Source organism: Microbacterium sp. BF1, assembly GCF_019279095.1.
Lineage (GTDB): Bacteria > Actinomycetota > Actinomycetes > Actinomycetales > Microbacteriaceae > Microbacterium > Microbacterium maritypicum.
In genome coordinates this window covers 1-3,790 of the sequence record NZ_JAGYWT010000235.1, presented here as the reverse complement: position 1 = coordinate 3,790, position 3,790 = coordinate 1, and the positions used below count along the sequence as shown (strand labels likewise).

Annotated in this window: 4 protein-coding genes; 3 read left to right on the top strand and 1 reads right to left on the bottom strand. The window is 61.3% G+C overall.

Going from position 1 to position 3,790, the window contains the following annotated elements:
- Window positions 1-919 precede the first annotated feature (919 nt).
- Both KZA10_RS09450 and KZA10_RS09445 read left to right on the top strand, forming a co-directional pair.
- Window positions 920-1,150 carry a hypothetical protein gene (locus KZA10_RS09450; protein ID WP_218682737.1) on the top strand — a complete coding sequence of 77 codons (231 nt, stop codon included), beginning with the start codon at window positions 920-922 and terminating at the stop codon, window positions 1,148-1,150.
- Between the two features lie 32 nt (window positions 1,151-1,182).
- The gene (locus KZA10_RS09445) at window positions 1,183-1,458 is read left to right on the top strand and encodes a hypothetical protein (RefSeq protein WP_218682736.1); all 276 of its coding nucleotides are present in this window, start codon (window positions 1,183-1,185) and stop codon (window positions 1,456-1,458) included.
- A gap of 371 nt (window positions 1,459-1,829) precedes the next feature.
- Here KZA10_RS09445 and KZA10_RS09440 read toward each other — a convergent pair whose 3' ends face one another.
- Window positions 1,830-2,108 (bottom strand): hypothetical protein, encoded by a 279-nt coding sequence (locus tag KZA10_RS09440; protein WP_218682735.1) that lies wholly within the window; start codon window positions 2,106-2,108, stop codon window positions 1,830-1,832.
- Window positions 2,109-2,143: 35 nt separating this feature from the next.
- Here KZA10_RS09440 and KZA10_RS09435 point away from each other — a divergent pair, with 35 nt between their 5' ends.
- Window positions 2,144-3,163: a DUF1624 domain-containing protein gene (locus KZA10_RS09435; protein WP_218682734.1), complete on the top strand. Its 1,020-nt coding sequence runs from the start codon at window positions 2,144-2,146 to the stop codon at window positions 3,161-3,163.
- Window positions 3,164-3,790 lie beyond the last annotated feature (627 nt).

The following is a 3,790-nucleotide window of genomic DNA, read 5'->3' as shown; positions in this document are numbered from 1 at the left end:
CGAGCATGGGTAACGTAAGACATGAGGACCTCTGTCGATCGAATGAGTGTGGTAGCCCATATCGATACCGGAGGTCCTCACCTCATTCCATCAGGCCACGCTGCCCACAACCTCCTTGGGAAGAACAGTCGTCGACGGCCCAGACGTTATTGCCACTCAAGAGCTGCCCCCTCTCGACACCGTGCTTCGTGACTCACTGTGCCCTAGTTTCGCGAGGACATCCGACGTCGCGCGCAGCAATCCCATCCGGACGGCTCGAGGCTGGTGCCGCTGTCGTGGCAATGCCTCTTCGCCCGGCGGCAGGCGGAGGCCCGTGCGCTGGGGGTTTCCCTCTCGCCAAATCCACTCCGCCATCCTCAGCCAAGAAGCGCCACCATCCCCCCACCGTGAGCCGCGCTCTCGCCCATCTGCCCGAGGCTAATCTCGTCGGGTTGAGCCAGCCACCTTCCTAGAGCAGGCCGATGTCGTCCTTCCGTTCACGACTTGCGTCGAGAGCATCTGGTAGGTCACGGACATCAGACGCGAGAACCTCGACAATCCCCTGGTCAAGTCCCAGCATCACGAACACCCGCATCAAAGTGCTCAACTTTGGGTCGGGCAGCATCCCCGGGCGAGGCGAAGGCTGCTCAAGGCTGCGGTACGTAGGTATCGAGCAGCCGACGCGCTCTGCTGCGGCCTCTTGCGTAAGCCGGTTGTCCTTCCTGTACTTGCTCAGTGCAATCGCTAAGAGATCGATTACAGGTGACGTCATTGATATTCCCCCATACAGAAACGAGCCCAGACCACGCAGAAGTCTGGCGAAATATTTTCTCACCCCTTCCCCGATTGGTCCAGAAAGTGCAGTTGCGACTTTAGTAATGGGGAAATGACAAGTGCAGTTGCTGTTCCGGGCCTGCTGGCCGCGTATACGTTCCTATACATGAAGAAGATCATGTATTCGGCTGTCGTCACTGCCGCGCTTCTGGGTGCGCTTCTCACTGCATCGCCTGCGTCAGCGGGAACGATTGACGTCTTCGGCAGTTTCCCGACTCTCAAGGCTTGTCAGGCGCATCAGACAGCAATGAAGTCATTGGGATACCACCCGACCATGGCGTGCGCCAAGTCGGCGCTCAAGCCCACCTACTGGTACAGCGCCACAAGCCCGTACTGACCCTCAAATATGAACGAGAAATGAGAAGCATAATGCGAAACAGGTTCCAGATCAGGTCGCTCGCCGGGGCACTCGTTTTGGCCGCGGCGTTGGCCGTGTCCGCAGGTGCGCCTGCGGTTGCAGCCGAGCCGCAGGCGGCAGCAGTGAAGAGCACGTTCAACCCCAACGCGTGCCTTGTGCTGCCCGGGTGGAACAACACTTACAAGATCGTCAAGGGTGTGAAGTACCGTCTCTTCGGCGATACCACGCTTCGTGACGCTGACCCGCTCGGGCGCCCGTGCCCGGTGGGGATCTGGAAGAAGGTGTGAGCCGACAGCGGCCGGTTCTCGCAGCGCTTGCGCTGCTGACTATGGGTTGCATGCTGTCTGGGTGCGGGGGCCACGAGGCCGATTCGCGCCCAGACAGCTGCGTCAGCTCCGAAATCTTCCTGGCGGGCAAGGACATCGTCGACAACGCTGACAGCGGCATCCTTATGACCACTGAGGAAGTCGAAGACATGGGTGGAAGCGAAGAAGATGTGGCAAGCGTCCAATCAGCCTGGGATGCCCTCGACGACGGGGAACGACAGGCGCAAGAGTGCGCGAGGTCGCTTGCAGGACTCGACTAGAACCGCCGGACAGCATCAGCCATGACGGGCTGATGCGCATTGCACACGGGTATGCGCCCAGTCCGCTGGTGCTCAGGCGTGCCGCGGCTGACGCGCTCCGCGGATGCCCCAGAAGATCGCGGCAACCGCGATGATGATGGCGGCTACGCCAAGCGCGTTGATCAAAGAAGGGCCTTCGGTCCCCACCTGAGGGAGCGCCCAGTTCTCTACTTCAGGTCGATTGGCGAAGGCTCGCCTGTTCGCTTCCGTGAGTACCTGCACTGACAGGAAGTAGGTGGCAAGTGCCGCCGCGGCCGCAGCCGCGGTCACCCAGAAGATCCCAGTCGCAAGACGAGTCTTTACCTTGGCCATGAACCTAATCTACAACACGACTACGAATCGATGCGATGGGCAGATTTCTCGGAGTAGACGCGGCGCGCACTGCCGCTATCATCGGAATGATTCTGCTGCACACCGTGCCGCCGGCAGAGCTAAGTTCGATACCCATCATCGGCATTCTTTGCGAATCAAACCGGCCTCAGCTTCTCTTTGCACTGCTAGACGGTGTCGCGCTTGGGATCATATCCTCTGGCGTGAACTTACCTTCCCAAAAACGCGAAATGTCTCGACGCATTGGAATCCGCGGCATTTTCCTAATCGCGCTTGGGCTGTTCTTAGGAACATTCGCGTCCGGAGTGGTTATTATCCTCGACTACTACGGCGTCTACTTCCTACTGGTGATACCCCTACTCTTCGCGCGTTGGCGGACCTTGCTTCTCACGGCGATCGTCATAGCCGCGGTTGGGCCGATCGTGGTTTGGCTGACATACCTGGCGCTCGACGGCGTGATCCTTCCCGGATACCTTCAGCTGCTCGCATCCTGGCTGGTGCTCGGGCAATATCCAGCGGTCGTGTGGATGGCGTACGTCCTGCTCGGCATCGTGCTGACAAGGTGCGGATTCTTCTCTCCCTTGGCAACCCGGATGGCCTGCTGGATCGGAGTGCTCGCGCTAGCAGGCGCCACGGTGTCTACGCTGCTGGAGCTGCCTGATCCTTTGGGGGTGGTCGTTGAGAACGTTGCCGCAGGAGGTGCTGCGTTTGTGTCTGTATGGGGTCTCGTCCGTGTGCTGCGGGCACTCGACCTAAATCGACGTCACGCTCGCTACGGACGAATCATCTTCGCGATGGGAGTCGTCCCTCTAAGCGTGTACACCGTCCATGTGATTGTTATCTCGATCATCGTCCAGTCCACCGGTGTAGGAGGGCTGCAGAGCATCGCCACGCTTGGAATGACGCTCTTCGTTTGTCAGGTCGGGGCGTCCGCGTGGCTCATGTTCGCCAGACGAGGGCCACTCGAGCAAGTGTCCACTTGGCTATCTGTACCGCGGCTGCTCGATGCCCGCGCCCCGATCGTCGAACGGACGTGACGATTCCCTACGCTCTCGCAAGGTGAGTCGACCGGGTCCCGGGAGGCGCTCTGCTGCCGAATCCGTGAGTGGTGGTCCGGCTGAGCCTCCCGACGGGAGGCGAGACCACCTTCCCCAGTCCATACATCGTGGTGATGGTACTTGCGCCTGTCGCGTTGTAAGCGGCTACCTACCTGCCGCTGCGCGCCACCCGTCGAGCGTCCGTGTAACCGCTGCCCGCCCGGTTTGTGGCCGAGCCTCACGGGTTGTGCCGGCATGCACTGGCCGAGTGTGTCACTCAGCGCTCGAGTCCTCGTGTCGGTGTTCGCGGGCTACGGAGCTCGGGGCTCTTTGCACGACGCTGTTCGAGCTGCTTTCTGTCCTGCAGGTACTGCGCATCCTTTGCGCGTTCCTGTGCAGGCGTGCCGGGAGTCGGGGCTGTGGGTCGGGCTGGGGCTGGGTCGCGCTGGAGGTGTTCGAGCTTCTTTCGGCTGTCGTCGACGTGCCGGCGGGCGGCGTCGAGGCGCTCGTCACGACCTGGTGCAGTCGCAGCGCGTCGCCAGGTGTCGCGCAGCTGCTCGGGGGGCTGCGGGGTGGGCTCGTGGCCGTGATTTGCGGTGAAGTCACGGCGCGCGTTCTCGTGGGCCT

Coding starts and splice junctions, on each gene's coding strand:
- KZA10_RS09450 (WP_218682737.1), top strand. CDS start 920: ATGAAGAAGATCATGTATTCGGCTGTCGTCACTGCCGCGCTTCTGGGT.
- KZA10_RS09440 (WP_218682735.1), bottom strand. CDS start 2,108: ATGGCCAAGGTAAAGACTCGTCTTGCGACTGGGATCTTCTGGGTGACC.
- KZA10_RS09435 (WP_218682734.1), top strand. CDS start 2,144: ATGGGCAGATTTCTCGGAGTAGACGCGGCGCGCACTGCCGCTATCATC.
- KZA10_RS09445 (WP_218682736.1), top strand. CDS start 1,183: ATGCGAAACAGGTTCCAGATCAGGTCGCTCGCCGGGGCACTCGTTTTG.